Source organism: Nocardia sp. bgisy134, assembly GCF_057708325.1.
Genome location: NZ_JBYIRW010000016.1, coordinates 138,667 through 164,533, shown reverse-complemented (window position 1 = coordinate 164,533; position 25,867 = coordinate 138,667). Strand labels below are relative to the sequence as shown.

22 protein-coding genes and 1 pseudogene are annotated in these 25,867 nt (G+C 69.8%); 6 read left to right on the top strand and 17 right to left on the bottom strand.

Annotated features, from left to right (window positions below; genetic code table 11):
- Positions 1-9: 9 nt before the first annotated feature.
- From AC3ERS_RS26375 to AC3ERS_RS26365, 3 genes and pseudogenes are all read right to left on the bottom strand, one after another.
- A pseudogene (locus AC3ERS_RS26375) lies at positions 10-1,672 on the bottom strand (ISAzo13 family transposase).
- A gap of 358 nt (positions 1,673-2,030) precedes the next feature.
- A complete protein-coding gene (locus AC3ERS_RS26370; RefSeq protein ID WP_431970771.1) occupies positions 2,031-2,621 on the bottom strand; it encodes a Uma2 family endonuclease in 591 nt (196 codons plus the stop codon).
- A gap of 221 nt (positions 2,622-2,842) precedes the next feature.
- On the bottom strand, positions 2,843-3,853 hold the full coding sequence (locus AC3ERS_RS26365; RefSeq protein ID WP_431970770.1) for an acyl-CoA dehydrogenase family protein: 1,011 nt from the start codon (positions 3,851-3,853) through the stop codon (positions 2,843-2,845).
- A 295-nt stretch (positions 3,854-4,148) separates the two neighbouring features.
- Between AC3ERS_RS26365 and AC3ERS_RS26360 the strand changes: the two genes are divergently transcribed.
- Positions 4,149-5,180: a YVTN family beta-propeller repeat protein gene (locus AC3ERS_RS26360; protein ID WP_431970769.1), complete on the top strand. Its 1,032-nt coding sequence runs from the start codon at positions 4,149-4,151 to the stop codon at positions 5,178-5,180.
- 170 nt (positions 5,181-5,350) lie between these two features.
- On the opposite strand, the gene AC3ERS_RS26355 is transcribed toward AC3ERS_RS26360, so the two are convergent.
- The 9 genes from AC3ERS_RS26355 to fdxA all read right to left on the bottom strand — a co-directional run bounded on the left by AC3ERS_RS26355 (position 5,351) and on the right by fdxA (position 13,946).
- The gene (locus AC3ERS_RS26355) at positions 5,351-5,863 is read right to left on the bottom strand and encodes an arginine repressor (RefSeq protein ID WP_431970768.1); all 513 of its coding nucleotides are present in this window, start codon (positions 5,861-5,863) and stop codon (positions 5,351-5,353) included.
- Between the two features lie 188 nt (positions 5,864-6,051).
- Positions 6,052-6,993 (bottom strand): ornithine carbamoyltransferase, encoded by a 942-nt coding sequence (gene argF / locus AC3ERS_RS26350; RefSeq protein WP_431970767.1) that lies wholly within the window; start codon positions 6,991-6,993, stop codon positions 6,052-6,054.
- Between the two features lie 76 nt (positions 6,994-7,069).
- Complete coding sequence (locus AC3ERS_RS26345; protein WP_431970766.1) at positions 7,070-8,269, bottom strand: acetylornithine transaminase; 1,200 nt, start codon at positions 8,267-8,269, stop codon at positions 7,070-7,072.
- Entirely contained in the window at positions 8,266-9,192 is a 927-nt protein-coding gene (argB, locus tag AC3ERS_RS26340; protein ID WP_431970765.1) for an acetylglutamate kinase, read from the bottom strand. Before argB ends, AC3ERS_RS26345 begins: the two co-directional genes overlap by 4 nt.
- Entirely contained in the window at positions 9,189-10,421 is a 1,233-nt protein-coding gene (gene argJ / locus AC3ERS_RS26335) for a bifunctional glutamate N-acetyltransferase/amino-acid acetyltransferase ArgJ (protein ID WP_431970764.1), read from the bottom strand. The genes argB and argJ overlap by 4 nt, the downstream gene beginning before the upstream one ends.
- Positions 10,418-11,473 (bottom strand): N-acetyl-gamma-glutamyl-phosphate reductase, encoded by a 1,056-nt coding sequence (gene argC / locus AC3ERS_RS26330; RefSeq protein ID WP_431970763.1) that lies wholly within the window; start codon positions 11,471-11,473, stop codon positions 10,418-10,420. Before argC ends, argJ begins: the two co-directional genes overlap by 4 nt.
- 838 nt (positions 11,474-12,311) lie before the next feature.
- The gene (locus AC3ERS_RS26325) at positions 12,312-12,785 is read right to left on the bottom strand and encodes a peroxiredoxin family protein (RefSeq protein WP_431970762.1); all 474 of its coding nucleotides are present in this window, start codon (positions 12,783-12,785) and stop codon (positions 12,312-12,314) included.
- Positions 12,786-12,870: 85 nt separating this feature from the next.
- Positions 12,871-13,416 carry an RNA polymerase sigma factor gene (locus AC3ERS_RS26320; protein ID WP_431970761.1) on the bottom strand — a complete coding sequence of 182 codons (546 nt, stop codon included), beginning with the start codon at positions 13,414-13,416 and terminating at the stop codon, positions 12,871-12,873.
- Positions 13,417-13,610: 194 nt separating this feature from the next.
- A complete protein-coding gene (fdxA, locus tag AC3ERS_RS26315) occupies positions 13,611-13,946 on the bottom strand; it encodes a ferredoxin (protein ID WP_431970828.1) in 336 nt (111 codons plus the stop codon).
- Positions 13,947-14,200: 254 nt separating this feature from the next.
- On the opposite strand from fdxA, the gene AC3ERS_RS26310 reads away from it, so the two are divergent.
- Positions 14,201-14,977 (top strand): isocitrate lyase/PEP mutase family protein, encoded by a 777-nt coding sequence (locus AC3ERS_RS26310; protein WP_431970760.1) that lies wholly within the window; start codon positions 14,201-14,203, stop codon positions 14,975-14,977.
- Between the two features lie 699 nt (positions 14,978-15,676).
- Positions 15,677-16,012, top strand: coding sequence for a transglycosylase family protein (locus AC3ERS_RS26305; RefSeq protein ID WP_431970759.1), 336 nt, complete (start codon positions 15,677-15,679; stop codon positions 16,010-16,012).
- 55 nt (positions 16,013-16,067) lie between these two features.
- Here AC3ERS_RS26305 and AC3ERS_RS26300 read toward each other — a convergent pair whose 3' ends face one another.
- Positions 16,068-16,556 carry a pyridoxamine 5'-phosphate oxidase family protein gene (locus AC3ERS_RS26300; protein ID WP_431970758.1) on the bottom strand — a complete coding sequence of 163 codons (489 nt, stop codon included), beginning with the start codon at positions 16,554-16,556 and terminating at the stop codon, positions 16,068-16,070.
- A 63-nt stretch (positions 16,557-16,619) separates the two neighbouring features.
- Between AC3ERS_RS26300 and AC3ERS_RS26295 the strand changes: the two genes are divergently transcribed.
- Positions 16,620-17,597, top strand: a complete 978-nt coding sequence (locus AC3ERS_RS26295) for a helix-turn-helix transcriptional regulator (protein WP_431970757.1) — start codon at positions 16,620-16,622, stop codon at positions 17,595-17,597.
- Between the two features lie 203 nt (positions 17,598-17,800).
- Here the strand turns inward: AC3ERS_RS26295 and AC3ERS_RS26290 are convergent, their stop codons facing one another.
- Both AC3ERS_RS26290 and AC3ERS_RS26285 read right to left on the bottom strand, forming a co-directional pair.
- Positions 17,801-18,121: a hypothetical protein gene (locus AC3ERS_RS26290; protein ID WP_431970756.1), complete on the bottom strand. Its 321-nt coding sequence runs from the start codon at positions 18,119-18,121 to the stop codon at positions 17,801-17,803.
- Positions 18,122-18,163: 42 nt separating this feature from the next.
- Positions 18,164-19,699: an epoxide hydrolase family protein gene (locus AC3ERS_RS26285; protein WP_431970755.1), complete on the bottom strand. Its 1,536-nt coding sequence runs from the start codon at positions 19,697-19,699 to the stop codon at positions 18,164-18,166.
- Between the two features lie 62 nt (positions 19,700-19,761).
- On the opposite strand from AC3ERS_RS26285, the gene AC3ERS_RS26280 reads away from it, so the two are divergent.
- On the top strand, positions 19,762-20,727 hold the full coding sequence (locus AC3ERS_RS26280; RefSeq protein ID WP_431970754.1) for a helix-turn-helix transcriptional regulator: 966 nt from the start codon (positions 19,762-19,764) through the stop codon (positions 20,725-20,727).
- A 135-nt stretch (positions 20,728-20,862) separates the two neighbouring features.
- On the opposite strand, the gene AC3ERS_RS26275 is transcribed toward AC3ERS_RS26280, so the two are convergent.
- Together AC3ERS_RS26275 and ppc are read right to left on the bottom strand one after the other, a co-directional pair.
- Complete coding sequence (locus tag AC3ERS_RS26275) at positions 20,863-22,167, bottom strand: type III PLP-dependent enzyme domain-containing protein (RefSeq protein ID WP_431970753.1); 1,305 nt, start codon at positions 22,165-22,167, stop codon at positions 20,863-20,865.
- A gap of 180 nt (positions 22,168-22,347) precedes the next feature.
- A complete protein-coding gene (gene ppc / locus AC3ERS_RS26270) occupies positions 22,348-25,122 on the bottom strand; it encodes a phosphoenolpyruvate carboxylase (RefSeq protein ID WP_431970752.1) in 2,775 nt (924 codons plus the stop codon).
- A gap of 233 nt (positions 25,123-25,355) precedes the next feature.
- Between ppc and AC3ERS_RS26265 the strand changes: the two genes are divergently transcribed.
- Entirely contained in the window at positions 25,356-25,856 is a 501-nt protein-coding gene (locus AC3ERS_RS26265) for a nitroreductase/quinone reductase family protein (RefSeq protein ID WP_431970751.1), read from the top strand.
- Positions 25,857-25,867: the final 11 nt, after the last annotated feature.

Below are 25,867 nucleotides of genomic sequence, written 5' to 3'. Positions count from 1 at the left end.
GTCCGTAAATTACTGTTGGAGTTGATCTTGGGTTGGGTGGCGATTGTGAGGCGTGCCTGTAGCTGCTCGAGGGTGCGGGCGGGAGATCCGGGCATCGGTGAGACGTCGATCCGGTGCAGGTCCAGTATCCGGTGGCCGTCGCGGAACTGGTTGGACAGATTGGTGCGCGTGATGCCGAGTAGTTGGGCCAGCAGCGTGCTGGTGGCGGCTCTTCGCCGCCGCAGCAAGGCTGTCAGGAGCCGGTGGAAATGGTCGACGCTGCTGGTTTGCGGATGCAGATAGCCGCGGGGGCGGTGGAAGCGACGTTGGAAGGCCGCTTCTGCCAGCGCGTCCCAATACGGTTCCGAGACCGCTGCCAGGTGCGCGAAGTCCGCTCGAGACATACCGGTCAGAGCCGGATCGGTGAGCATGTCGGTCACGGCGGGATCGAGCCTGCGGTGGGTCGGGGCTTGCTCGGCCGGGCGCGGCGCGCAGGGGGCCACGCTGTAGTTCCAGTCGCCGCGGAAGGCGTCGGGTGTGATTGGCAGGGCGTGGAACTCGGCGGAGGTGCCGGTGCCGCCGAGTGGGTAACTGCTGGTGTCCAAGTCGGCGCCGATGGTCAATCCGGTGCTCGTTGTTGTCGCGGCGATGGTCTCGATGACGACCTGATAACTGGTCAGCGGTCGGCCGCGCCAATTGGCGGTGATGTGGCAGAACATCCGGTGCTCGATCTTGTTCCACTTCGAAGTTCCGGGAGGGTAGTGGCAGACCATGATCTCCAAGCCGCTGTCGATGGCGAAGGCGTGCAGGTGCTTCTTCCATGTCCAGCGGCGGGGGTCGTTGCAGCCACCGGCGTCCGCGGTGATCAGCAGCCGGGTCGCGTCCGGGTAGCTGCTGCCGCCCGCAGCGCCGCCACCAGCGGCGGATGGATTCCACCGCGAATTCGGCAGTTTCGTGGTCGGTTCCGACGTTGACCCAGCCGGTGTTGGTGGCGATGTCATAGATCCCGTAGGGGATGGCCACCGGCTGATCGTCGGTGACGAAGGTGTGGCAGTCCACCTTGATCGGGTTCTTGCCCGGGCGCCAGGTGCGTCCGGGACGGTCGCGGTTGCCGATCCACTCCTTGGCCTTGGTATCGACGCTGATGACCGGCTGTCCGGCGTCGAGGAGGGCGGTGGCGGTCGCGTTGATGTGTGCGAACTGCGCGTCGCGGTCTGGATGGCAGGCGCCTTCGTTGATTTTGGCAGTGCCTTGCAGACGGTATCCCTGTGCGTGCAGCAGGTGCCCGACTGTCGTGGCGCCGACCGGGTGTCCCTGGTCGGTCAGCGCCGCAGCCAAGGTGCGCAGCGACAGCGTGGTCCAGCGCAGCGCAGAAACCGGACGCCGCGCGTATGCGGCTCAATGAGTGCCTCCAACGCCGGCAGCAGGCCAATGTCGGTCACCACCAGCGGCTTGCGACCGGCGCCCGGAGCCCGGACGCGTTGGGGCGGTGCGGGATTCGCAGTCAGTTTGCAGATGCCGCGCGTGACGGTAGCGGTGCTGGCGCCGGAGGCGGCGGCCACCACGGTAATCCGCCGTGGCCCATCGCAATCGCCTCGCTGGCCAGGTAGAGCCGACGACGGCGTTCATCCAGATGCGGCAGGAGCCGTTCGAACTTGACCCGCAACTCGGCAGCGGATAGACAATCTCGCAGACGACACATACCCAAGTTTCCCGCTGCCACCCGGCACGTCGACCCAAAGATCAACTCCGACAGTAATTTACGGACAAGCCCCGAGTGTGCCCGAATACTGCCGGGCCACGCACGGCCCGCGCCGACGGGGATCGAACAGTGCGATCCCGGCCCTGCCGGTCACGCCGACCGAGCATCACCTGCGACGAAGTACCAGAGGCGATCGTCCGTGCACGCTACGACACCACGGAGCAGCGACCGCCCCCGATGTCGAAGGTGAAAAGCCGAATTACGAGCAGCAACCGGACTCGCGAGCGGCGAGGCCGCGGCCAGCGGGCGGATTTTGCGATTCCGCGCCCAGGGGTTGAGCGGCTGGTCGCTACGGTTGTTCCAGTACGTCGAATGGAACGGTCGCCTCGACCGGGTCGTCGAGGAGCAGTACACGTCGGTGGACCGTGTGGGCAGCGTAGCGGCGACCGGACCAGTCGAGACGGTATTCCTCGATCTCTTCGATGCGTTCTTCCTTCTGGTCCAGCCGGACGATCAGGTACCGAGGAATTCCTGCCGTTGCGTATTGAATTCGCTTGTCGTTGATATCGGCATCGATGGTCGACTCGGAGGTGAACTCGACCACCAGCAGGATGTGCTCACGCACGGTGTCGACGTCGTAGGGTTCGGTGTCCCGGATCCAGATATCGGGGTAGCGGATGTTCAACCGCCGATCCACTGTTGCGGATTCCGCGTCGGCGAATCGTGCGGCAACGTCGGAGTCCACCACCATGCACGGCCCGCCGTCGCGCCGGGCTGCCTCCAGCATCCCTGCCAGTCGCCGGACCACGCGGCTGTGCGCCGGGCTCTGAGCCACCAGCCGGACCACGCGCCCATCGACGATCTCGATGTCACCGAGCTCGGCAGTCGCCCCTTCGGCGAACTCCTCGGCCGTCACACGCAGCTCGTCGGGAGCGCTCATACCGGACATCATTGCAGTTCGAACCGGACTCGACCACGGACCCGGCTTTCGTGGTTGTCCCGCCTGTGCTGATTGGCGTCGGGCCTCCCCAGGGCTCCGCTATCCGAGCTGTCTCGGTCGACATGCTCGACACCGGGCTCGATGTGCCCGCGGTCGCGAACTCGGTGTTCGCGGAAGCGGTGCCCACCAGCACGAAGTACTGACAGATGATCGGTCGCGGCTCAACCGAGGTCGGCCGGACGCAAGCGGTCCAGCAGCGCGTCCTTGATCGGTTCGCGGGTGGTGCAGACGAGTGCGAAGCTCGCCTGCCGCATCAGTCGCTCGGCGGTGGTGTGGGCGAGGGTGGCGCGGCTGCCTGTCGCGACGACGCCCGCGGCCGCGGCGAGCACCGCCGCTTGCGCGATGTCGGCGCGCAAGGCGTAGGTCGCTTCGGCATCGCCCATCACGGTGGCGAATCGCTCGCGCAGCGCGGCGTATCGGTCGTCGTGGGCATCAATTCCGAGTCCCTTCAGCTCGCGCACACAGCGCGACAGCACGCCGAGGGCGAGTGCGCCGTTGATCCAGTCGGTGAGGCTGCCACGGCCGGAATGGAACTCGTCGAGCGATTTCACCCCGAGGACGTTCTCGTCGGGCACGAACGCCCGCTCGAAGGTGATCCGCACGGTGGCGCTGGCATCCGCGGCGATCAGCGGGATTCGCTCGACCGCGACGCCCTCCAGGTCCCGCGTCGGAACCAGCACCGTCGCAACGGATTCCGAGCCGTTTCCGGTGGTGCGCACCGACACGACCACCGCGTCGACGTACTCCCATCCGGTGACGAACGGCGCGGTGCCGCTGATCGCCATGCCGCCGTCGACGGCTTCGGCGAACAGCGTCGGCGCCGACCGAGCGCCCGCGTACGACACACCGCACCGGTACGTCCCTGCCGTCATTCGCGCCAGATAGCGCTCGCGCAGGGCGGCATTGTCGGCGACCGCGACCGCGCGCAACGCGCCCAGATGCTGCGCCCACACGAAACCCGTTGCCAGACAACCGCCGATGAGGGTCGCGGCAGTGTCGATCAGCGTGCCGGGCGTCATCCCCGCCGAGAGCGGGAACCCATAGAACCCGCCTTCCGCGAGCGCGTCGAAATGGCTCGCCGGAATCACCCCGCTGCGATCCACCTCCCCGGCGGCGCGATCGAGGACCTCCTCGACCAACAACTCCGCTGCACGCACCCAGTTCTCGACCATTCGCCCACTTTCCGGTCACGCCATTGATCAAGGCGCCCAACGATCTTCGCGACGCCCCGATGCTACGTGCCCGCGGCGAATGCGGCCGGGCGGCGACAACCGCCGACCGTCAGGCGAGTTGCCCCATTCTCGATTCCGCACAACCGCCGCGGTGATCGGACGGCAGAATGGCCCCGATCGAGCCTGGCAGACCGCGGTGCACGGAGAGCGCGGCGGGCGATCACTTCGGCTCGGCGGTGCTAGATTTTTGTGAATGCGTTTCAGGACAAGGCTAATCGGGGGTGTGGGCCTTGCGGTGGCTGTCGGGATTTTCGTCAGCGGCTGCGCCTCTCCCCGGCACGCGACGACGTTCCCGACCACCTCGACCACGACTCCGACCACGACCGACCCCGCCACGAACCCGTATGCCGACGTCGGCCCCGGTTCGTATCGAATTCTGGCGAGCCTGGAGACCATCGACGATCCGCAGAGTGTCGCGATCGATTCCGGGCTTGGGCATGCCTACATCACCAGCAGCGCGGACGAGTCGGTGTACATCGTCGATACGGCCACCCAGAGGGTTACCGGCACTGTAGAGATCGGGGTGCCCACGACAAGCCTCCAGCCGATGGCGATCGACCCGGCCACTCATCTGGTCTACCTGATCCTGAACGGCTCGGATCGTGAGTTGGTGATCATCGATCCGAATACCCGGTCCGTCATCGACAAGATCGAGGCGGGCGGCGACCACAGCGCCGTCACCATCGACCCCGAGCGCCACATCGTGTACGTCGCCAACCGCTACCACCGGACCGTGACCGCGATCGATACCGGTACCCGGGCCATCGTCGCGACCATCCCGGTCGGCGGCGAGCCGACCGCAGTGGCGGTCGACCCGAACTCCCACCAGCTCTGGGTCGTCACCAAGAACGGCGTCACCGTCGTCGACCCCGGCACCTACACCGTGAGTGCGACGATCCCGGTGGATGGTTCACCGCAGGGCATCGCCATCGCCGCGGCCTCGCGCACCGCCTACGTCACCCGCATGGAAGGGCACTCGGTGACGCTCATCGATACCGAAAAACGCACTGCCGCAGGCAAGATAGAGCTGGGAATGGACGTTTCCCTCGGCGTGGCGATCGATCCCACCGAGCACACCGTGTACGTCACCTCCGGTGCGTTCGAAAGTGTCACGATGATCGACACCATTGTCCGCAAAGTCACCGCCTCGCGCCGCTTGGCAAAGTCCCCCTCCTGCACGGAGGGCATCGCTGTGGACACGACAACTCATCACGTCTATGTCACTTGCGAATCGGACCGAACCGTGCGGGTCCTCGCACCCGAGTGAGTAGTCCTGGTCGGTCACGCCACCGGTCACCGTCGGTCACGAGCTGCGACGCCGGACGCAATCGTTCGACAACAGGAGAAGTACGTGGCGGCGGACCGGTACGGCTCGCCGACCCCGGGAGGTCCGGGTGCTGACCATCGAGACCTGCCCGGTGAGTCGAGCGACCCCGCTTACGCGAGTTGTTCTATGCGGGTGGCCAGTTCGGCCCCGGTGAGGGGCTCGCGGGCGATGACGGCGATGGTGTCGTCGCCCGCGATGGTGCCCACGACGTAAGGCAGGGCAGCACGGTCGAGGGCGCTGGCCAGGTAGTGCGCGGCGCCCGGCGGGGTGCGCAGGACGGCGATGTTGCCGCTGGCGTCGGTCGAGACGAGCAGATCGCCGAGCAGCTTCGAGAGGCGGTCGGTGCCGCCGGTCACGCCGCGGACGGGGCTGCCGTCCTCGGGCACCACGTAGACGCCCGCGCCGCCGTCGGCCGCGCGCAGCTTCACCGCGCCCAGCTCGTCGAGGTCACGCGACAGGGTCGCCTGAGTGGTCTCGATGCCTTCGGCGGACAGCAGCGCGGCCAGTTCGGTCTGGCTGCGCACCGAGTGCGCGGACAGCAGTTCGACGATGCGCGACTGCCGTCCGGCGCGGGTTCGGGCGATCGCGGGACCTTTGCCAGGCACCGTCGCGTCGACACTCATGCCTGCACCTCGCTGACGCCCGGTTCCAGCATGCGTGTCGCACGCTGGCACATGATTCGCTCACTGCGTTCGCTCATGCCCGCACCTCGCCGATGCTCGGCTCCGGTATGCGCGAGGCGCGGGCACGTGATTCGCTACCGCGTTCGCTCATCGTCGCCCCTCCCGCACCGGCACGGTACGTCGCCCGATCACGCCGCACCGCCGCGTCTGGCCAGCAGCCACACCAGCAGCGCCTTCTGCGCGTGCAGGCGGTTCTCCGCCTCGTCCCAGACCACGCTGTGCGGTCCGTCGAGCACCTCGTCGGTGATCTCCTCGCCGCGATGCGCCGGAAGGCAGTGCAGCACGACGACGTCCGGCTTGGCATTGGCCAGCAGCGCGTCGTCGAGCCGGAACGGGCGGAACGGGCCCACCCGGTCCAGTCCGTCGTTCTCCTGGCCCATGGAGGTCCAGGTGTCGGTGACCAGCGCGTCCGCGCCCGCCGCGGCGGCCACCGGGTCGCCGGTGACGGTGATCGTCGCCCCGGTCTCGGCGGCCCGCTTGCGCGCGTCCTCCAGAATCCACGGCAGCGGCTCGAAACCCGCAGGCGCGGCGATGGTCACGTTCAACCCGGCGGTGACGCCGCCGAGCAGCAGCGAGTGCGCCATGTTGTTCGCGCCGTCGCCGAAGTAGGCGAGGTTGCGCCCGGTCAGATCGCCCTTGCGTTCCCGCAGGGTGAGCAGGTCGGCGAGCACCTGGCAGGGGTGGAACTCGTTGGACAGCGCGTTCACCACCGGAACCGTTGCCGCCGAGGCCATTTCGTCCAAGCGGACCTGCTCGAAGGTGCGCCAGACGATGGCGTCGACATAGCGGGAGAGCACCCGGCCGGTGTCGGCGAGGGTCTCCTCGCGCCCGAGCTGGGTGTCGCGGCCGTCCACCACCACGGCGTGTCCGCCGAGCTGGGCGATGCCCATCTCGAAGGAGAAGCGGGTGCGGGTGGAGTTCTTCTCGAAGATCACCCCGACACCCCGCGGGCCCTCCAGGGGGCGGTGCGCGAACGGGTTCTTCTTGAGCTCCGCCGCCAGCGTGAGGATTTCGGCCTGCTCGGCGGGCGAGACGTCGTCGTCGCGCAGGAAGTGCCGCAGCTCGCTCATGCCTGCGCCTCGCTGCCGCTCGGCTCCGGCATGCGCGGGGCGCGCTGGCACATGATTCGCTCACTTCGTTCGCTCATTACCGGGCCTCCTTCGCGTCCGCCGCGGCGCCGTCCAGTATCTCCGGCAGGTCGGCGACGAAATTGTCCGACTGGGTCTCGGTGAGCACCAGCGGGGGCGCCAGCCGGATGACATTCGGCTTGGGCGCGTTCACCAAGTACCCCGCTTCCCGCGCCCGCGCCTCGACCTGTGCCGAAACGTCCTGGGTGAGCACGACTCCCAGCAGCAGGCCGGCGCCGCGCACGTGATCGATCAGCGGGTGCTCGAGCAGTTCGATGCCGTCGCTGAGCCGCTTGCCGACCGACTCGACGTGGGCGAGCAGATCGGTCTCGTCGATGGTGCGCAGCACCGCGAGCGCCGCCGCGGCGCACACCGGGTTGCCGCCGAACGTGGTGCCGTGCAGGCCGGGCGTGAGCAGCTCGGCCGCCCGGCCGTTGGCCAGCACCGCGCCGATCGGCAGACCACCGCCGAGCCCCTTGGCCAGCGTGATCACGTCGGGCACGATGCCGACGGCCTGGTGCGCGTAGAACTTTCCGGTGCGGCCGATGCCGGTCTGCACCTCGTCGAGCACCAGCAGCGCGCCGTGCCGCGCGGTGATCTCGCGCGCCTTGACCAGGTAGTCGATCGGCGGGACCACCACGCCGCTCTCCCCCATCATGGGTTCGAGGAACACCGCGGCGGTCTCGTCGTCGACCGCCGCCTCCAGCGCGGCCGCGTCGCCGTAGGGCACGTGCACCACGCCGGGCGGCATGGGCTCGAACGGCGCCCGCTTGGACGGCTGGCCGGTGAGCGCCAGCGCGCCCATGGTGCGGCCGTGGAACGCCTCCTCGCAGGCGACGATCTTGTGCCGCCCGGTCAGCCGGGCGATCTTGAACGCCGCCTCGTTGGCCTCGGTGCCCGAGTTGCAGAAGAACGCCTTGCCCTCGCCGTCGCCGAAGTGCGCGAGCAGCCGCTCGGCCAGTTCGACGACCGGTTCGCTGACATACAGATTCGAGACGTGACCGAGGGTGCCCAGCTGCTGGGTGACCGCGGCGAGGATCGCCGGGTGGGCGTGGCCGAGGCTGTTGACCGCGATACCGCCGAGGAAATCGACGTAGCGCTTGCCGTCCGCGTCGTAGACCACGGCGCCCGCGCCGCGCACCAGCGCGACCCTCGGCGTGCCGTAGTTGTTCATCATCGCGGCGGACCACCGCTGCTGCAATTCGTCGACAGTACTCATGATTTCGTTCCGTTCGGTGCGCCGGTCCCAGCCGGGACGGGCGTCACCATCGTTCCGATTCCTTCTCCGGTGAACAGCTCGAGCAGGACCGAGTGCGGGACCCGTCCGTCGATCACGTGCGCGGTCGGCACACCGCCGAGCACGGCGCGCAAGCAGGCTTCCATCTTGGGCACCATGCCCGCATCCAGGCTCGGCAGCAAGGCGGCCAGCTCGTGGGCGTCGATGTGGCTGGTCAGCGAGGACCGGTCGGGCCAGTCGGTGTACAGGCCCTCCACGTCGGTGAGCACCACGAGTTTCTCCGCGCCGATGCCCTCGGCGAGCGCGGCCGCCGCGGTGTCGGCGTTGATGTTGTGCACCACGCCGTCGGCGTCGGGGGCGATGGTGGAGACCACCGGGATGCGTCCGGCTCCGATCAGATCGAGCACCGCCTCCGGGTTGACCTCGGTGACGTCGCCGACCAGGCCGATGTCGGTCGCCTCGCCGTCCACGTCGACGGTGCGCCGCGTCGCGGTGAACAGTCCGGCGTCCTCGCCGGAGATGCCGACCGCGTAGGGCCCGTGCGCGTTGATCAGCCCGACCAGCTCGCGGCCGACCTGACCGAACAGCACCATCCGCACCACGTCCATCACCTCGGGCGTGGTGACGCGGAAGCCGCCGCGGAATTCCCCTTGCAGGCCAAGCCTTTTCAGCATCGCGCTGATCTGCGGGCCGCCGCCGTGCACCACCACGGGATGCACGCCGACGGTGCGCAGGAACGCCATGTCCGCGGCGAAGGCGCGCTTGAGCTCGTCGTCGATCATGGCGTTGCCGCCGTACTTCACCACGACGATCTTGTCGCGGAACTTCTGCAACCAGGGCAGTGCGTCGGCCAGGACGTGCGCCTTGTCCAGCGCCGAGAGTTCGTGAATCGCCGGACTCGTCATGAGCTGTAGGCCGAATTCTCTTCGACGTAACCGTGCGACAGGTCGGTGGTGCGGACCACGGCCGTGCCGTCACCGACGTTCAGCTCGACGAGCACGGCGATGTCCGCGCCGGACAGGTCCACCTGGCGCGCGCCCGGCGCGCCGACGCTGTCGACGCAGACCGGATTCCCGTTGAACGACACCGAGATCCGGTTCGGGTCCAGCGTGATCGGCGCGATGCCGACCGCGGCGAGCACCCGGCCCCAGTTCGGGTCCGAGCCGAACAGCGCGGTCTTGACCAGGCTGTCGCGGGCCACCGCGCGCGCCGCGATCAGCGCCTGCTCCTCGTCGACCGCGCCGGTGACGGTGATCGTCACCCGCTTGGTGACGCCCTCGGCGTCGGCCATCAGCTGGGCGGCCAGGTCGTCGCAGACCGCGAGCACCGCGGCGTCGAGCTCCTCCTGCGACGGGGTGACCTCACTGGCGCCGTTGGCCAGCAACAGCACGGTGTCGTTGGTGGAACAGGAGCCGTCCACGTCGAGCCGGTCGAAGGTGAGCCGGGTGGCGTTGCGCAGCGCCTTGTCGAGCTGTTCGGCGCTCACCGCGGCGTCGGTGGTCAGCACGACCAGCATGGTGGCCAGCGAGGGCGCGAGCATGCCCGCGCCCTTGGCCATGCCGCCCACGTTCCACTTGTCGCGGTGGTGGAAGGCGGCCTCCTTGGGCACGGTGTCGGTGGTCATGATGGCGTAAGCCGCGTCGGCGCCACCGGACATGCCGCCGCCCATCTCGTGCACGATCTCGGTGATACCGGGCAGCAGCTTGTCCATCGGCAGCCGATCGCCGATCAAACCCGTCGAGCAGACGGCGATTTCGCCCGCGCCGGTCTCGGTGCCCCAGTTGCTCAGCGCCTCGGCGAGCTTCTCGGCGGTCTGGTGGGTGTCCTGGAAGCCGCCGGGACCGGTGCAGGCGTTGGCCCCGCCGGAATTGAGGACCACGGCGCGCAACCTGCCGGACTTCAGCACCTGCTGGGACCACAGCACCGGCGCGGCCTTGACCTGGTTGCGGGTGAAAACCCCGGCAGCGGCGTATTCCGGGCCCTCGTTGAAGACCAGCGCCAGATCGGGTTTGCCGCTCGCCTTGATACCCGCCGCGATGCCCGCGGCGCGGAAGCCGAGCGGCGCGGTCACGCCCTGGCTGCGGACGAGTTTGCCGTTCGCGCTCTCGGTCGAGGTCCCAGCGGTTGTCGTCACGGTGCCACTCCTACGGTGGTGAGGCCCTCGGTCTCGTCGAATCCGACGGCCAGGTTCATGGATTGGACCGCGGCGCCCGCGGTGCCCTTGGTCAGGTTGTCGATCGCGCCGATCACCACGAGCTGTCCCGCGTCGGCGTCCACCGCGACCTGCAGGGTGACGGCGTTGGAGCCGAGCACCGAACCGGTCTGCGGGAGCACGCCTTCGGGCAGCAGATGCACGAAAGGCTCGTCGGCGTAGGCCTTCTCGTAGACGGCGCGGGCCTGCGCGGCGTCCACCGCGGTCGGCGCGGTGCAGGTGGCGAGGATGCCGCGCGGCATCGGGGCGAGGACCGGGGTGAACGACACCGCGACGTCCACGCCGCCCGCGGCCTTCAGGTTCTGCGCGATCTCCGGGGTGTGCCGGTGCGCGCCCGCGATGTTGTAGGCGCGGGCCGAACCCATCACCTCCGAGCCGAGCAGGCCGACGTCCAGTTTGCGGCCCGCGCCCGAGGTGCCGCTCACCGCGACCACCGTCACCTGAGGCTCGATGATCCCGGCGGCCACGGCGGGCGCCATGGCCAGGCTCGCGACGGTCGGGTAGCAGCCGGGCACCGCGATCCTGGTCGCGCCGCGCAGCGCGTCCCGCCCGCCGGGCAGTTCCGGCAGGCCGTAGGGCCAGCTGCCGGCGTGCGCGCTGCCGTAGTACTTCTCCCAGGCGGCGGCGTCGCGGAGGCGGTAGTCCGCGCCGCAGTCGATGATCACGGTGGATTCGGGCAACGCCTGCGCGATGGCGGCGGACTGGCCGTGCGGCAGGCCGAGGAAGACCACGTCGTGGCCTGCCAGTTCGTCGGCGGTGGTCGGGGCGAGCACCCGGTCGGCCAGCGGCAGCAGATGTGGCTGGTGCTCGCCCAGGGTGGTTCCGGCGTTCGAACCCGCGGTCAGCGCCCCGATCTCGAGGCGCCCGGCTCGGTAGCGTGGATGCCCGAGCAGCAGGCGCAGCACCTCGCCGCCCGCGTACCCGCTCGCACCGGCAACAGCAACCCGCAACGGGGGCGCATCCGAATCAGCCATGAAATGATTATGCACGACTATGCAATCCCATTCATGGACGGGGTGCGACAAGCGTTCGAACTCGCGGTGCCGAGCGCCCCACCGACGGGGCGGGCAGCGGGCCGACCGGCACCCTCGCCACCGCGATGAACAGCCCGAACGACACCCACAGCACTGTGTTACCCAGCACGGCCGAAAAATCGACCCGATTCTGGAAACCCGACGAAGATCGGATCGAGAACGCCGGAGCCGATGGTCTCCAGCCTGGAGTGGGCCTCGGGGTAGCCGCTGGTGCGGCTGCGAGCGCCGGCTGCGCTAGTGAGCGGGCGGAGTCCGGGACCACGATACCGGCGTCTCCCAGATGGTGCACCCGGCCTGAGCAGCAGCGCGAGACGAAACGAAGCAGCGCGAGACGACGTGGGCCGGGGCAGCGCAAGACAACGCAGGACCGGGCAGCGCGAGACGACGCGGGCAGCGCGAGACGACGCGGGCAGCGCAGGACGGGGCGGGCAGCGCAGGACGGGGCGGGCAGCGCAGGACGGGCAGCGCAGGACGGGGCGGGCAGCGCAGGACGGGGCGGGCAGCGCAGGACGGGGCGGGCAGCGCAGGACGGGGCGGGCAGCGCAGGACGGGGCGGGCAGCGCAGGACGGGGCGGGCAGCGCAGGACGGGCAGCGCAGGACGGGGCGGGCAGCGCAGGACGGGGCGGGCAGCGCAGGACGGGGCGGGGGGGGGGGGGGGGGGCGGGACCCCCCCCCCCCCCCCCCCCGGCACGACGCCCCCCTCGTATGCGGTGCGCGCTCGACAACCGAGCGCAGGCATCGGCGGGGGCGGGCCCGCCAGCCGATACCGGCCGAGTGTCAGGGGTTTGCGCGGCTGCGCAGGGAGTGGACGGCCGCGAGGATGCCCTTCTTGTCGTAGCTGCTGGTGGGCAGAGTGGCGCCATGCGCGTGGCGGATGATGCCGTCCGGGTCGACGAGGAGGGTGCCGGACTGCTGCATCGAACCGAAGACTTTGCGGGTCAGGCCGACCGCCTCGTGCGGAGTTCCCGCCGGGCCGACGAGGACGGGGAACGGGATGCCGTTGTCGGTCTGCCACGCCAGGCCCGCGTCGCGACCCTCGGGCACCATGACGAGGACACGGACGTCGGCGGCGTCGAACTCGTTCCGGTGCGCGATGAGATCGCGAACATGCCGGTTGCACATCGGGCACGACGTCGACCGCATGAAGTACAGCAGTGCGCTGTGCGCTCCGCGGTAGTCGGACAGACGCCAAGCCTGACCGGCGGTGTCTTCGAGTTCCAATTCCGGCGCGGGGGATCCGGAGGTGAGCATGGCGGGACTTCCCTTCGATTCGGGAGGGCGGTGGTCGTTCGATCGATGGCCGCGGAGTCGCTGTCGCGTCCGGCGGCAGCCGAGGTCACGGATGGTGGCGGAGGCTGTGCCGGATCGCGGCGCGGGCGCGGTGGAGCTGGGATTTCATCGCCGCGACGCTCAGGCCGAGCGCGTCGGCGGTCGTGCGCCCGGGGTAGCCGAGCACATCGCGCATGATCAGGACTCTGCGCTGGAGATCGGGTAGCACGGCGATCGCCTGAGCGAGCTCGTCGGCGTCGAGCCTGCGCAAGACTTCGTCCTCGGCGGAGGCGACGACGTCGGCGTCGGCAGCGGTCTGCGGTCCGGGGTCGAGCAGGTATCGGGCGCGCCGCAGGCATTCGTTGCGAACGATGCGGAACATCCACGACGCGAGGGCTGTCGTGGCGCGCAGCGTCCCGATCTTGCGATACAGGGTGATCAACGCTTCTTGGGCGGCCTCTTCGGCGTCGTCGGAGGACGCGCACAGGTGGTGCGCGAAGCGCCGCACGTGCGGATGGGCCCCGTACACGATCGCGGAGATCGCTTCCTGGTCACCGCGCTGGGCCGCTGCCACCAGCTGCTCACCGGCCCACCCGCGTTCCACTCCGCTCACCTCCTCGACCGTCCGACGCGGTGTCCGACGATTGCGGTGCGGAGAGGACCACGCGGACATCCACCCTGGTCCTTCGTCTCGGTTCGATTGTCACGACCATAAGAGCGTCCCCGCCCGAGAAAGGATTCGAACCGGTGCCAGCGCGCCGGACTATCGAGAGTTGCCGACCGCGCCGCCGCACGTCGAGCACGCGTTCACGACCGATACTCCTGCACGTAGGTCGTATCGACTCCCAACGCTCCGATCCCCGTCGCGCCGCCCGGCTGCCCGAGCGGCGTTGGCCGTCCGGGCAGCGGCTCGCTGAAGAACCGCGCGTTCTCGAGGACGAACTGCTCCTGCCCGGGCGGAATGTCATCCTCGAAGTAGATCGCCTCGACCGGGCAGACCGGTTCGCAGGCCCCGCAGTCGATGCACTCGTCGGGCTGGATGTACGCCATCCGATCGCCGACGAAGATGCAGTCGATCGGGCACTCCTCGACGCAGGCCCGATCCAGCACATCGACGCAGGCGGCACCGACAACGAACGTCACGATCTTCTCCTCTGCTGTTCCTGTGGCCCGCGACCTGGGGCGTTCATGATCTTTGCGCTCGCTCGCGTCGGCGGGTAGTGGTCCAATGCCGATCACCCCATAAGGCGGCCTTATGCGGTGGCGATCGCGCTCGGGACCGCCGCCGCGCAGCCATGCCACGGCGCGCCTCACAGCGGACAACAGCGCGTCGGGGCCGTGGCGGCGGCGACCGGGAAATCCGGCCGGGCCCGCGCTCGAGGGATACCGTCGGCGGTATGGACAAGGTGACGGCATTCCACGATCTGCACCATCGCGCGATCCCGCTGGTGCTGCCGAACGCGTGGGACTTCGCGTCGGCTGCCGTGCTGGCCGCCGAGGGGTTCCCGGCGATCGGCACCACCAGCCTGGGTGTCGCGGCCGCCGCGGGCGTGCCCGACGGCACCGGCGTCACCGGTGCGGAGACCCTGGCGCTGGCGCGGCGGCTCTCGCGGCTCGCCGTGCCGGTGACCGTCGACATCGAGGGCGGCTTCAGCGACGAACCGGGCGAGGTCGCGGAGTTCGTGGCGGCGCTCGACGCGCTCGGCATCGCGGGCGTCAACATCGAGGACGGGCGCGCGGACACCGAACTGGCCGACCCCGAACATCAGGCCGCGCTGATCGCCGCGATCAAGGAGCGCACGCCCACGGTGTTCGTCAACGCGCGGGTCGACACGCACTGGCTCGGCATCGACCCCGAGTCCACGCTGGAGCGGGCGGGCCGGTACGCGCGGGCGGGCGCCGACGGGCTCTTCGTTCCCGGACTCACCGAGCCGGACGCGATCCGGCGGATGGTCGCGTCCGTGCCGCTCCCGGTCAACATCCTGTACTCCGTCGGTGGCCCCACGGTCGCCGAGCTGGCAGAGCTCGGTGTGCGGCGGATCAGCACCGGCTCCCTGCTCTACCGGGCGGCGCTGGCGGCGGCCGTCGACGTGGCGGACGCGGTGCGCGCGGGACGACCGGTCGCCGCGGGCATCCCGAGCTATCGCGACATTCAGGCGAACTCGTTGCCGTGAGGTGGCGCGCCCACCGAAATCCACACTCCCCCAACGGCGCCCACCAACGCGAAGATCATTTCTGCCGAAATACCGCGCACGCCATGCAATTTCCCCGAATCAACCCCGCCACACACCGATCCGACGGAGGGGAACGCACACACCCACGAATCGGCGAGCGCGACAATCTGAAACAATCCCGAACACCATTTCTGATGCGCCTACATGTAAAACTGTGATGCCGGTCTCTTTCGGAAGCATCCGAGCCCTCCAAGGCGGGTCACAGCGGCGCAAATATGGATCTACCTGGTATTTCATCGCAATCACGCCACGCCTATCACGGCCCGATAGCGACCCGCGACAACCGCGAAACCTCGCAAATCGTTCCGGTGAACGAGACCGTTACCACAATTATTCAGTGATCCGGGACACATTTTCGTTTAGGAATCACATCGGCGCGATTACCCATTTCACGGGCCTCAACTGCGCGAATGCCGACATGTACGACCGAGCGTTCTGACAACTCGGACGTTATTGCCACGTGATCTGACGAGATTGATTCGTTATCGTCGGTGACGGCCCGATCGAACACGACGGGCTCGAGCTCGAACCGCCGAACACCGGCAACCCTGTCCCGCGGTTCGAGACCCCCGACATTCACTGGGGACAGGGACTCGACCGATCGCTGGTCGAGCCGGCGGGCGCAGTCAGGAATACCACATGTCTCAGACCCGTAAGTTCAGCACCCGTGCCGCCGGCTTCACCGTTGCCCTGGGCGCCCTCGTTGCCGTCCCGTTCGGTCTGGCAACGTCCACCGCTTCCGCCTCCAGCCACAACTGGGACGCCGTCGCCCAGTGCGAGAGCAGCGGCAACTGGTCGACCGACACCGGTAACGGCTTCTCCGGTGGCCTGCAGTTCACCGACAGCACCTGGGCCGCCAACGGTGGCTCCGGCGATGCGTCCAACGCGAGCCGCGAGGAGCAGATCCGCGTCGCCGAGAACGTGCTCGCCACGCAGGGCGCAGGCGCTTGGCCGGTCTGCGGCGCCTACCTCTGAGCGTAACGCCGACTTCGACGGCCCTGTCACCCGCCCGGGTGACAGGGCCGTCGCGTTATTTACGCACCACGCGCTCGCCCTGGCCCGGTTTCCAGATCGTGATGGCGAGCTGATCGTCGGCGATCTCCACGCACGACGCCCCGGTCAGGTCGGCGACATAGAAATGGTCGAACTCCTGGCCGCGGATATCGAAACCGCTCTCCTCGAACAGGTTCTGCGCGAACCGCGCGTGCAGGTCGCGGTCCGGCAGATCGGTGACGGCGCCGAACAGCTTCGCGTCGCCGTCGCCGACCATCGTGTCCACCGTCGCGGTGTGCAGGCAGAACCGCGGGTCGCGGGCGAGGTCCTTGAACTTGGTGGTGCCCGGCATGCCGACGACGACCAGCATGCCCTCGAAGATCCTCGGCTCTACGGGACTGATCCGCGGCGAGCCGTCGGCCCGGAGCGTGGCCAGCATGCACAGGTTGCCGGTCGCTTTGTGGCGGCGGCGGAAGACGGTCGAGATCTTCGGCGCTTCTTCGGTGAACTGGGTCCAAAAGGTCATGCCGGGCACGCTACGCCCGAAACCTGACAGGTCGCGTCAAGGTTTCCGGCTAGTCTTCTGGGTATGCGAGCGAGTCGACTGGTGCAGCTGTTGTTGCTGCTCCAGACCAGGGGGCGGGTCTCCGCGCCCGAGCTGGCGGCCGAGCTCGAGGTGTCGGTCCGGACGGTGTACCGCGACGTCGAGGCGCTCTCCGCGGCGGGCGTCCCCGTGTACAGCGAGCCGGGCCGCGGCGGCGGTGTCCGGCTCGTCGACGGCTACCGGACCCGGCTGACCGGCCTGACCTCGGAGGAAGCCGACGCGGTGCTACTGGCCGGGCTGCCCGACGCAGCCGCCGACCTCGGTCTCGGCACCGTGCTGGCCACGGCGCAGCTCAAAGTGCTCGCGGCGCTGCCGCCCGAACTGCGCGGCCGGGCGACCAGGATCGCGGAACGGGTGCACATCGACGCGCCGGGCTGGTTCCACCGCCCCGAGGACACGCCGACCCTGGCCACCATCGCCGACGCGTTGTGGCACGACCGCAGGCTGGCCATCCGTTACGGACGCAAGGACGGCGAGGTGCGCAGGCTGCTCGACCCGCTCGGGCTGGTGTCCAAGGCAGGCACCTGGTACCTCGTGGCCCGTCAGGGCGCCGACATTCGCTCCTACCGGGTGAGCCGGATTCTCGAGGCCGCACCGACCGGCGAATTCTTCGGCAGGCCGGACGATTTCGAGCTGGCCGCGCACTGGGCGGCGGCGCAGCACGAGTTCGCGCGGTCGATGCTGCGGGTGCGGGCGCGCTGCCGGATCGACGCGAAGCACGTGCGGCTGCTGCGACTCGGCTTCGAACCCGCTGCGGTCGCCGAGGCGCTGGCCTCGATGAGCGAGCCGGACGCCGAGGGCTGGGTGGCCGTGACGCTGGCCGCCGAGTCGTATCCGGTCCTGATGCACGGGATCCTGCCGCTCGGCGAGCACGCCGAGATCCTCGATCCGCCCGAGCTGCGCGCCCAGCTCGCACGCACCGCGGCGGCGATGGCGGACCGGTACGGCGCGGCGTCGATCTGATTCGGCACCGATTCGGCGCGGCGTCGATCTGATTCGGCACCGATTCGACGCGGCGACGAACCGATACAGCACCGCGGCGGCGGCCGACCGCTACCGCGCGGCGCCGATCTGACGCGCCACCGAATCGACCCGGCAACAAACCGACACAGCACCGAATCGACGCAGTGCGGATCTGACGCCGCGCCACACCCGCCGACGTCCACCTACCGGAGGAGCTGCTCGCGCGGATCGTCACGGTGCGCGATTCCGCCGTTCACATGGGCTTCGTGGACCGCGCCGAGAGCGAGCGCGCCCTCGCCGATCTGGTCGTTCTCGTCGATCGGGTGCTGTCGATTCGCCGCGGGCTCGGCCAGGACGCCGACTGGGCCGCCTTCTGGTCGCCGAAGCATCTCGAGCGAGCCGACACGATCCGGTGCGAGCGCGCCGCACCGGTCGCCGAGCTGATCGAACTCAGTGAGGACAACCTCCCGCTCCTGCTCGATGCGGCCGACGCCGACGCCGACCCGCTCGAGGTCAACCGACACGCGCGTTCCCGCCGACCGAGGCCCGCGGGAACGCGCGTCGGATCAGCGCACGTCGCGGAAGAAGGCGCGCACGTCGGCGGTCAGCAGGTCCGGCGCCTCCATGGCGGCGAAGTGGCCGCCGCGGTCGAACTCGGTCCAGCGCACGATGGTGTGCTGTTCCTCGGCGATCGGGCGGATCGACAGGTCGCCGGGGAAGATCGCCGCGGCGGTCGGGACACCGGAGTTCTTCGCCGCGCCGCCCCACGCCTCGCCCTCGCCGTACAGCCGGATCGAGGAGGCGAAGGTCTTGGTGAACCAGTAGAGGCTGACGTTGGTGAGCAGCGCGTCGCGATCCACCGCGTCCTCGGGCAGCTCGATGGCCGGGTTGGTCCAGCGCTGGAACATGTCCACGATCCAGGACAGCAGGCCCGCTGGCGAATCGTGCATGCCGATGGCCAGGGTCTGCGGGCGGCCCGCCTGCACCATGGCGTAGCCGTAGCGCGTGAAGCTCTCCTCGCCGGTCAGCTTCGCCAGCTTCGCCTGGTCCTCGGGGCTGTATGCGGAGTGCCCGCCGCCCCAAGCCGCCCCATCGCCCCCGCCCCAGGATTGACCGCCGCCCTCGCTCTTCGCATCGTCCCAAGATTGGTTACCGCCCTCGGCCGCACCCCGGGACTGCGCGCCCCCGTCACCGTAGGCACCGCCGTGGCCGGCCTCGCTCTTCGCACCGCCCGACGACTGGTCGCCGCCCGCGCCCCGGAGGTGCACGCCCTCGTCACCGTCCGCACCACCGTCGCTGGTCTCGCGCTCCGCACCACGCGACGACTGATCGCCGCCCGCGCCCCAAGACTGCGCGCCGCCGCCCTTCGCACCCGAGGACTCCCCGGACCCGCTCCCGTCGGCCGCTTCGCCGCCCCAAGACGCACCGCCGTCGGCCGCTTCGCCGTCCCAGGATTCGGCGTCCCAGGACGGCAGCGTGATCGGTCCGTTGACGTGGATGCCGACGACGTGATCGGTCGCGATGCGCCCCAGCTCGGTGGCGACGAAGAAGCCGGCGTCGCCACCTTGCGCGCCGTACCGGTCGTAGCCGAGTCGCGCCATCAGCTGCGCGACCACCTGCGCGTAGTGCTCCGTGGATCCCTGCCCCACCTTCGGTCCGACGCCGGAGAAGGCGAAGCCGGGCAGCGACGGGACGACCAGGTGGAACGCGTCGGCGGGGTCGCCGCCGTGCGCGCGCGGATCGCTGAGCGGGCCGAGGACGTCGAGGAATTCGATGAACGTGCCGGGCCATCCGTGGTTGAGCACCAGCGGCAGCGCGTCCGGCTCGGGCGAGCGCACGTGCAGGAAGTGCACCCGTTCGCCGTCGATCTCGGTGACGAACTGCGGCAGCTCGTTGAGCCTCGCCTCCACGGCGCGCCAGTCGTAGCCGGTGCGCCAGTACTCGGCCAGCGGCTTCAGGTAGGAGACCGGCATGCCCTTGTCCCAGCCGACGCCGGGCAGCTCCTCGGGCCACAGGGTGTCGGCCAAGCGGGTGTGCAGCTGGTCGAGCTGTGCCTGCGGAATCTCGATGCGGAAGGGGCGGATGTCCTGTTCGGTCGTCATGTGAGCCACGCTAGGAGCCGCTTAGGACAGTTCCATTCCTAAGTGGATGGCATTCTCTTCTCATGTTGGAGACCTCGGCGCGGCTGCTGAGACTGCTCGCGCTGTTGCAGACCCACCGGGACTGGACGGGGGCCGAACTCGCCGAGCGGCTCGGCGTCACAGGTCGCACGGTCCGCCGCGATGTGGACCGGCTGCGCGAACTCGGCTACCCCGTGCACGCCACGCGCGGGACGGCGGGCTACCGGCTTGGCGCGGGCGCGTCGCTGCCGCCGCTGCTGCTCGACGACGAGGAGGCCATCGCCGTGGCGGTCGGATTGCGCGGCGCCTCCGACGGGACGGTCGCGGGCATCGAGGAGGCGGCGCTGCGCGCGCTGTCCAAGCTGGAGCAGGTGCTGCCGCCGCGGCTGCGCCACCGCGTGCGCACCTGGCGCGCCGCCACCGTCCGGGTCGGCGCGCCCACGGTGACGGTCGAACCGGACACACTCATGGCCATCGCCGACGCCTGTCAGCGCAGGGAGCGGTTGCGCTTCGACTATCGCGCACACGACGGGTCGACGGGACCGCGGGAAGTGGAACCGTACAGTCTGGTGCATTTCAGCCGCCACTGGTATCTGGTCGCCTGGGACGTGGTTCGCGCCGACTGGCGCACGTTCCGGGTGGATCGGCTCACCCCGCGCACCCCCACCGGCCCGCGCTTCACACCGCGCGAACTGCCGGAAGGCGATGCGGCGACCTATCTTTCGATGCGGCTGTCCGACCGCGCCTGGCCCTGGCGTGCGATCGTGCTGCTGCACGCCTCGGCCGAGGACGCCGGTCCCCGAATCTGGCCGGGCACGGGCGTCGTCGAGGCCGTGGACGAACACCGCTGCCGCTTGCACGTCGGTGCGGACACACCGGAGGCGCTGACCTGGATGATCACTTCCGTCGATCTCGACTTCACCCTGGTGAGCGGACCACCGGAGCTCGTCGCGGCGCTACGCGCCCAAGCCACCCGCTGCACCGGCGCGGTGCGGGACTTTTCCGCCTGAGCGCGGTGCGGTCCGTCGGACCAGGCGCGGTGCCGTCCGCCAGGCCGAGCCCGGTGCCGTCCACCAGACCAAGCCCCGTGCCGTCCACCAGAGCGAGCGCAGCGGGGTCCATGAGACCGAGCGCCGTGCGGTCCGTCAGAAGAAGGTGTGCACCAGGTCGACCACGCGCGGGCGTGCGGCGTCCGCGTCGTCGACGACCGGGATGAGGCGCCACTTGTCGAAGGCCGTGCACGGATGAGAGAGACCGAGCCGCACCACCGAGCCGACCGGCAGATCGTCCACCGTGCCGCCGGGCAGGCGCACGAAAGCGTGCTGATCGTTGAGCGCGCTGATCGTCGCGCCGGATGGCAGCGACGAATAATCCCGTCCCGCGACATAGTGCGGGACGGGAAGACCCAGATCGAACGGCATGTCGCGCTTGCCCGCATCGAGCAACGCGAGCTCCGCCTCCGGACGGGAGACGGTGCGGGCCCACACGTGCATGGCCGAGCGCAGCGGCCGGTCGGCGCGGTCGGCGGCGAGCGGGGAGATTCCCGCGTAGAAGCCGTCGTCGTGGATCAGGTAGGCGCCCGAACGCAGCACCACCGTGGTCGGAATGCCTTGTGCCCCTTGCTCGTCCGCGAGCTCCGCCAGATATTCGACCACCAGGTCCTGATAGGCGCTGCCGCCCGCGGTGACGATCGCGCGCCCTGCGTAGCGTCCGGCGTCCGCGAACGCACGGTGCAGCCGGACGAGCTCGTCGAGGTAGCGGCGGACCGCGGCGAGGCCCTCCGCACCGCGATCGTGGGCCAGTGCGGCCTCGTAGCCTCCGACACCGGCGAGCGTCAACCGGCGCGACCGCTGGACCGCGTCGGCGACCGCGTGCGCGTCCGCACCGGTACGCGCTCCGGTGCGTCCGTGCGGGCCGCCGAGCTCGACCACGACCGGAACGCGGGCGGCGTCCGGCTCGCCCGCCAGGATCTCGTCCATCAATGCCACGGCGGCCACGCCGTCCACCCAGCAGCAGAACTCGAAATCCGGATCGCGCGCCAACTCCGCTGCCACCCAGCGCAATCCGACCGGATCCACCAAGGAGTTCGCGAGCACGATGCGCGACACCCCGAACGCGCGCGCCAGCTGCACCTGCCAGACGGTGGCCAGCGTGATGCCCCAGCACCCGCTGTCCAGCTGCTCGGACCACAGCTGCGGCGCCATGGTGGTCTTGCCGTGCGGGGCCAGTCGCACACCCGCCGCACGAGCCCAGTCGCCCATCACCGAGAGGTTGGTCGACAGCGCGTCCCGATCCAAGGTCAGCAGCGGGGTCTCGAACTCGTCGAGGAACGGCTCGGTCGCCAGGAACTCGCGGGCGGTCCGCCCCCACGCGCCGGGCGGCAGCCCTTTGTGCTCCGGACCGAGGACCCGATCGGACAGTGCGGCAACGGCTTTCTCGTCGATCGCCACGGTGTTCCTTCCTTCGGGCCCGCGCCGTCGCGAGTCCGCGTCGTCCGGACCTGTGCCGAGAGGGCGTCGCGGCGGCCACACGAAAAGACGGCCGGTCGTGGTCCGTGCCTCGACTCGTCGCGAAACAAACTTCGCGTCGCGACGTTTCGGCAACCCCGAGTTGTGCCTTTCCCGAGTTACCTACCCCGAGTTACGCAGCGCCGTGGCCAGGCCGTTCATCGTCAGCAGGATGCCACGTTTGACCAGCTCCGAGTCGTCACCGGCGCGCAGCCTGCGCAGCAACTCGACCTGCATCTGGTTCAACGGCTCCAGGTACGGGAAGCGGTTGTGGATGGATTCCGCGAGCGACGGGTTGTCCGCGAGCAGCTCGTCGTACCCGGTGATGGCGGCGTGCATGCGCAGGGTCCTGGCGTGCTCGTCGCGGATCATGCCGAAGATCTGTTCGCGCAGCGCGACGTCGTCGACCAATTCGGCGTAGCGCGCGGCGATGTCGAGATCGCTCTTGGCCATCACCTGCGCCAGGTTCGACAGCACCGTCCGGAAGAACGGCCAGCGCCGGTACAGGTCCGACAGCGTTGCCAGCCGGTCCGGGTCGCCGGCGACCCATTCCTCCAGTGCGCTCCCGGTGCCGTACCAGCCGGGCAGCATCACCCTGGCCTGGCTCCAGGACATCACCCAGGGGATGGCGCGCAGGTCGGCCACCGAATTGGTGGGTTTGCGGGAGGCGGGCCTGCTGCCGATGTTGAGGTCGCCGACCTCCGCGACGGGCGTCGACTGCCGGAAGTACTCGACGAAGCCGGGAGTCTCGTGCACCAGCCGCGCATACGCGGCGCGCGCCCGCGCGGCGAGATCGTCCATGAGTTCGTAGGACGGTTCGGCGTCGGCACCGAGCCCCTCGACATCCAGCAGCGTCGACTCCAGGGTGCCCGCGATGAGCGATTCCAGATTGCGGTGCGCCGCACCGGATTCGGCGTACTTGGCGGCGATCACCTCGCCCTGCTCGGTGAGCCGCAGCGAACCGTGCACCGCGCCCGCGGGCTGGGCGAGGATGGCGTCGTAGCTGCGGCCGCCGCCGCGACCGACAGTGCCGCCGCGACCGTGGAAGAGCCGCAGGCGAATTCCCGCCTTGCGGGCCACGTCGACCAGATCCAGCTCCGCGCGATACAGCGCCCAGTTCGCGGCCAGATAGCCGCCGTCCTTGTTGGAATCCGAGTAGCCGAGCATGACCTCCTGCCGCATGCCCTTGGCGGACACCAGCTCTCGATACACCGGCACCTCGAGCGCCGCCGCGAGCGTGTCCGCGCCCGCGCGCAGATCCTCGATGGTCTCGAACAGCGGGACGATGTTCGCCGAGCAGTGCGGTGGGCCGTCCGGCTCGCCGGGATCGAGCAGTCCGCCCTCCTTCAGCAGCAGCGCCGCCTCCAGCATGTCGCTGACTGAGGTACACATGCTGATGATGTAGTTCGGCACGGCCTCCGCGCCGAAGGTGCCGACCACCTCGGCGGCCGCCCGCACGATCGCCACTTCTCCGGCGGCCAGATCGCTGAGCCGGGCGTGCGGGCCGAGCAGCGGCCGCCGGGTGCGCAGTTCGGCGGCCAGCAGTTCCACCCGTTCGCTCTCCGGCAGGCTCGGGTAGTCGGCGTGTACGCCCGCCCAGGCCAGCAGCTCCGCGACGACCTGCTCGTGCACCTCCGAGTTCTGCCGCATGTCCAAGCCTTGGAGGTGGAAGCCGAAGGTCTCGACGGCGTGGCGCAGCGCCGCGAGCCGGTCGTCGGCCAGCAGGCCGTCGCCGCTGGCCCGCAGCGAGGCGTCGACGGCGTCGAGATCGTCGAGCAGCGCCCGGGGCGTGGGATACGGCGACGCGTCGGCGTCCGGAATGCCGTCGGCGGGCAGCGCGCCGAGCGCGGCGGTCGCGGTGACCGACAGCCGGGCCCGAATGGCATGCAGCGCACGCCGATACGGCTCGTCGGCGTGGGCGGCCGGATCGGCGTAGCCCGCCGCGGCCAGCGCGGCCACCTCCGGCGTCACCTGGACGAGGCGCGCGGACTGCGACAGCGTCTTCTCCAGCTCGACCAGGTCCCGCAGGTAGCGACCGAACGCCACCCCCGCGGCCTGCGCGGCCGCGTGCCGCACCACGTCGGCGGTGACATTGGGATTGCCGTCCCGGTCGCCGCCGATCCAGGAGCCGGGTCGCAGGATCGGGCGGTCGAGCAGCTCCACGCCCGGCCAGCGGGAGCGCAGCGCGGCGCGCACCTCGGCGTTGATCGCCGGGATCACGTCGAGCAGGGTCAGCTCGTAGTAGCGCAGGCCGACGGCGATCTCGTCCTGAATCCGCAAGCGCGCCAAACGGATCAGGGCCGTGCGCCACAGCGAGAGCACCTGGCGGCGGATGCCGAGCTCCAGGTCGGCGCGCTCGGGCTCGGTGTCCGCGTAGCGCTGGCGCCTTCGCATCAGCTCGGTGATCTTGGTCTGCCCGTCGAACACGGTGCGGCGGCGCGTCTCGGTGGGGTGCGCGGTGATCACGGGCGAGACCAGCGCGTCGGTGAGCAGATCGGCGACCTCGGCACCGGCCAGCGCGGCGGCGTCCAGTTTGCGGTAGGTGGCGGCCAGCGAGGACTCCTGCGGCGGCTCCCCCGCCGTCGTGTGCGCGGCGCGGCGGCGATCGCGCTGGATGTCCTCGGCCAGGTTGGCAAGCAGCACGAAATAGGTGAAGGCCCGGATCAGCGGCAGCGCCACCGCGATGTCCACCCCGCCCAGCATCTCCGCGACGGCGCTGCGCCCGACCTCCTCGCGCCGCACCCGGAACGCCTCGATGCGGACCCGCTCGATCAGGTCGAAAACCTCGGGACCCTCGTGGTCGCGGATGGTGTCGCCCAGCACGCCACCCAGGAAACGGATGTCATCGCGCAGCGGCCGGGTCGCGTCCTGTTCGGTCTCGATCCGCGGATCACTCATGCCTACACCTCGCTGACGCTCGGCTCCGGCATGCGCGAAGCACGCTGACACACGGTTCGCTCACTTCGTTCGCTCACGGCATCGACCCTACTGCCGCAACCGGACGAACAGCGGTACGAAGTGCCCGAATCACACTTGCCGCACAGCTCCTCTCGCGGCCGTCGAGGGGCGAGACACGACGAGTTCGCGCAGGTAGCGTGGGCGGCACGACGGTACCGAACCGGAGGATTCTCATGGCCGACCAGCCCCCGAGCACGCCCGCCCGGCTCAGCTTCACCGGCCGGTTCACCCACTTCGGCGCCACCAGGTTGAACGCGGTCACCAGGCTGCAGGGCCGCCTGCACAGTCGGCTCTACGCCCGATTCGGCGGCACCTGGTTCGGCAAGTGGCTGGGACGGCCGGTGTTCCAGCTGACCGTGCGGGGGCGCAAGACCGGCGCACCGCGGTCCGTCGTGCTGATGTACGTCCCGGACGGCGACGATCTGCTGGTCAGCGGCTCGTTCGGCGGACACCCCGAGCCGCCGAGCTGGTGGCGCAATCTGGTCGCGGCGGGCGGCGGCGAGGCGCGGGTCGGTCACGAGTCCTGGCCGGTGACCGCGCGGGTGGTAACCGATGCGGACGAGTACGCGGCGCGCTGGCGGGTGCTGGTGGACCGCGTTCCGGATTTCGCCACCTACCAGGCGCTCAGTTCGCGGCGGCTGCCGATCGCGGTGCTCACCCGCACCGCGGACTGACCTCTCCCGCG

Coding starts and splice junctions, on each gene's coding strand:
- AC3ERS_RS26370 (WP_431970771.1), bottom strand. CDS start 2,621: ATGAGCGCTCCCGACGAGCTGCGTGTGACGGCCGAGGAGTTCGCCGAA.
- AC3ERS_RS26365 (WP_431970770.1), bottom strand. CDS start 3,853: ATGGTCGAGAACTGGGTGCGTGCAGCGGAGTTGTTGGTCGAGGAGGTC.
- AC3ERS_RS26355 (WP_431970768.1), bottom strand. CDS start 5,863: ATGAGTGTCGACGCGACGGTGCCTGGCAAAGGTCCCGCGATCGCCCGA.
- argF (WP_431970767.1), bottom strand. CDS start 6,993: ATGAGCGAGCTGCGGCACTTCCTGCGCGACGACGACGTCTCGCCCGCC.
- AC3ERS_RS26345 (WP_431970766.1), bottom strand. CDS start 8,269: ATGAGTACTGTCGACGAATTGCAGCAGCGGTGGTCCGCCGCGATGATG.
- argB (WP_431970765.1), bottom strand. CDS start 9,192: ATGACGAGTCCGGCGATTCACGAACTCTCGGCGCTGGACAAGGCGCAC.
- argC (WP_431970763.1), bottom strand. CDS start 11,473: ATGGCTGATTCGGATGCGCCCCCGTTGCGGGTTGCTGTTGCCGGTGCG.
- AC3ERS_RS26325 (WP_431970762.1), bottom strand. CDS start 12,785: ATGCTCACCTCCGGATCCCCCGCGCCGGAATTGGAACTCGAAGACACC.
- AC3ERS_RS26310 (WP_431970760.1), top strand. CDS start 14,201: ATGGACAAGGTGACGGCATTCCACGATCTGCACCATCGCGCGATCCCG.
- AC3ERS_RS26305 (WP_431970759.1), top strand. CDS start 15,677: ATGTCTCAGACCCGTAAGTTCAGCACCCGTGCCGCCGGCTTCACCGTT.
- AC3ERS_RS26300 (WP_431970758.1), bottom strand. CDS start 16,556: ATGACCTTTTGGACCCAGTTCACCGAAGAAGCGCCGAAGATCTCGACC.
- AC3ERS_RS26295 (WP_431970757.1), top strand. CDS start 16,620: ATGCGAGCGAGTCGACTGGTGCAGCTGTTGTTGCTGCTCCAGACCAGG.
- AC3ERS_RS26285 (WP_431970755.1), bottom strand. CDS start 19,699: ATGACGACCGAACAGGACATCCGCCCCTTCCGCATCGAGATTCCGCAG.
- AC3ERS_RS26280 (WP_431970754.1), top strand. CDS start 19,762: ATGTTGGAGACCTCGGCGCGGCTGCTGAGACTGCTCGCGCTGTTGCAG.
- ppc (WP_431970752.1), bottom strand. CDS start 25,122: ATGAGTGATCCGCGGATCGAGACCGAACAGGACGCGACCCGGCCGCTG.
- AC3ERS_RS26265 (WP_431970751.1), top strand. CDS start 25,356: ATGGCCGACCAGCCCCCGAGCACGCCCGCCCGGCTCAGCTTCACCGGC.